The sequence below is a fragment of the candidate division KSB1 bacterium genome (genome assembly GCA_034506335.1).
Taxonomy (GTDB): Bacteria; Zhuqueibacterota; Zhuqueibacteria; order JANLFK01; family Oleimicrobiaceae; genus Oleimicrobium.
Map to the genome: position 1 here is coordinate 93,566 of JAPDPR010000006.1, position 2,832 is coordinate 96,397.

General features: G+C 58.0%; 4 protein-coding genes. All 4 read left to right on the forward strand.

Annotation, left to right across the window (positions count from 1 at the left end):
* Positions 1-836: dockerin type I domain-containing protein (locus ONB25_03790; GenBank protein MDZ7392011.1), on the forward strand; the 836-nt coding region annotated here is incomplete at its 5' end.
* A 58-nt stretch (positions 837-894) separates the two neighbouring features.
* Positions 895-1,704 carry a T9SS type A sorting domain-containing protein gene (locus tag ONB25_03795; GenBank protein MDZ7392012.1) on the forward strand — a complete coding sequence of 270 codons (810 nt, stop codon included), beginning with the start codon at positions 895-897 and terminating at the stop codon, positions 1,702-1,704.
* A gap of 191 nt (positions 1,705-1,895) precedes the next feature.
* On the forward strand, positions 1,896-2,516 hold the full coding sequence (locus ONB25_03800) for a transcriptional repressor (GenBank protein MDZ7392013.1): 621 nt from the start codon (positions 1,896-1,898) through the stop codon (positions 2,514-2,516).
* A gap of 13 nt (positions 2,517-2,529) precedes the next feature.
* A partial coding sequence (locus ONB25_03805) for an FprA family A-type flavoprotein (GenBank protein MDZ7392014.1) occupies positions 2,530-2,832 on the forward strand: 303 nt, incomplete at its 3' end.

A 2,832-nucleotide genomic window follows, 5' to 3' on the forward strand; every position in this document is an offset into this window, starting at 1 on the left:
ATGGCGGCGAGACCTGGATTGTCAACACCCAACGCCAAATCACTTGGAGCGCAACCAGCGTCATCACGAATGTGCGCCTTTGGTATTCGATGAACGGTGGGGCCAACTGGACCGAGATCACTACTGCCCCCAACACAGGCTCCTATACCTGGACGGTACCGGCTCAGACCTCAACAATGGCAAAGATCAAGGTGGAAGACGCGCTGGATGGTCTGCCAAGCGATGAGAGCGACGGCGTCTTTAACATTGCCTCTCTGGTCGCAATTACCGTCCAGAATTCAAGTGGTGAACCAGGGAAGACCGGAATAGTCAACATCTGGCTGAACAACCAGGTCAATGTCCGCGGCATCTTATTCCGCCTCACCGACATCCCAGATAGTTTGCAGGCGGGCACGCCCTTGGCGACGCCGGTGGGCAGGGCGACAGGTTTCACGGTAAGCGCCAGCGAGAAGGACGGGTACGTCCAAGTGTTGCTGGTCTCCATGGCGGGGGCCGTCATTCCGGTGGGCAATGGCCCCATTCTACAGCTAAAGTACACTATCAAACCCAACACCCCACTTGGGACCTCGTCTAACCTTGTCCTGTCGAATGTGAGCATCAGCGATGCCAACAATCAGCAGGTGGTGCCGGATCTGAACAACGGGATTTTTAGCTATGTCAAGGTGGGAGACCTCAACGGCAACGGTGCCGTGACGAAGGCAGACTTGGCGATCATGGCCGATATTGTGCTGGGTAAAACGGCTCCCACTCCTGCTCAGATGTTGAGTGGGGACGTGGATCACGACGGGGACATTGACCTGTTTGATATGCTGGCTGTATTTGATCTTTTCCCATGATAGCATGCTGCGGAGATCGCGTGAGCCTGTGGAGCGAGCTCAGCCAATGGGCAAAAAGATGAGTCGAAAGATACTCTTAGCGTGGGGTCTTGTCCTCTTGGTTGGGGCTATTTCCGTGGCCACGCCAGCCGCCTGTAGCAACCGGTTGGTGGTTGGTTCTGGGTCAGGATGGCCGGGCACCGGCGGGAATGTGGTCACCATTGCCCTGCGGAATGAGACCCCGGTGCGCGGCTTGCAGCTGGAGCTAGCCGACGTGCCTGACTATCTTCGTGCAGATTCAGTGTGGGTAGGGAGCCGCGCCTACGGCTTCATCGCGCAGTTCAATGATGTGAGCGGGGTGCTCTACGTCATTGCCATTGGCTTCAGCTTCTTGCTGGATGCGGACAGCGGGGCAGTGGTCCAGGTGAGCTATCGCGTGGCCCCCGAGGTGCCGGTTGGCACCACGGTGGAGCTGAAAGTCAACCAGCTAAAGGTGATCGACGGGCAAAATCAGCTGCTCGAAGTAAAGGCGGAAAGCGGGTTCTTCGTCGTGGGCTCTCCTTCGGGAGTAGAGAGCGGTGCGGGCGTCCCGGCATCATTCGCGCTGCTACCCAACTACCCTAACCCGTTTCGTGCGGCGCAAGGGGACCCGGAGGGCACAGTGATCACCTTTGCCCTGCCCCAGCCGGAAAGGGCGTCGCTGGTGGTCTATGATTTGCTCGGGAGAGAGGTTCGCACTTTACTCCACGCCTACGTGGGAGCCGGCTGGCATCGCGTCTCCTGGGAAGGCACCGACCAGAGGGGCGTGCCGGTGCCCGCTGGCGTTTACCTGTATCGACTGGAGGCAGGGGGTCGGGTCTCCACCCGACGGCTTTCGGTGATGAGATAAGCCGACTATACGCTGTGAAGCGCCCCCAAGTGGGGCGCTTTTTTTTTGCTCCCCTCCTTACGAGAGATTACGGCGGCGTCGGGCGGACGCAGGCGTGCAGAAAACTCGCTGAGCCAAAAAAGACTTGCTTTTTTGATAGTATTGCTTTATATTCGTTCCAAACTAAGAGCCTCTCTAAGCAGGGCGGCATTGTGGACGAAAAGATCAAAATGCTGAAAAAGAAGGGGGTCGTGTTAACAATCCAGCGCCTGGCAGTGCTGCGTGCGTTGGAGGGACAAGCCTCGCACCCCACCGCTGAAGAGATCCATCGCGCTCTACGCGCTCAGTATCCCACCTTATCACTGGCCACCGTCTACAACGCTTTGGAAACCCTAAAGCAGGCAGGCCTGGTCCATGAACTTGTGGTAGGCAAGGAGAAGCGGTTTGACGCCCTTGCCTCGCTGCACCATCATTTCTATTGTCGGATGTGTGGCCGCATTTACGACGTGCCGGTGCAATGTCCGGTGGCAAATAAGGGGTGGATCGAAGGTCACCGGGTGGAGAACAGCCAGGCGGTGTTTTCCGGGGTGTGTGCTACGTGCCTTTGCGCGGAGGACCAGGGGGAAGCGAAACGACGCCCCTACCGGTGTACCGTGTGCGGATGGGTGTACGACCCCGCAAGCCAGAGGCAGGGGCTGGGCCAGGATACGTCTTTTGCTCTGCTGCCGGAAGGGTGGCGGTGCCAGGTATGTGGGGCGTCGCGAGACAAGTTTGTGCCCGCTGAGGTGGTCTTGACCAAGAAGCGGTCTCGGCAAGGTGGGTCGTCTTATTGAGAGAGGGATGGCTATGCATGCTGTGCAACTAAAGGACGGAGTCTACTGGGTAGGAAGTATCGACTGGGACCTGAGGAACTTTCACGGATACCAGACCCCGGAGGGCTCCACTTACAATGCTTACCTCATCGTGGATGAAAAGGTGGCGTTGATAGACACGGTGAAGTTACCTTTCCTCCAGGAGCTGCTGGGGCGGATCCGTCAGGTCATCGACCCGGCCAGGATCGATTACATTGTCTGCAATCATGTGGAAATGGACCATTCGGGGAGTATTCCGGCGCTGACCGAGGTCGCGCCCGGCGCGCAAATCATCGCC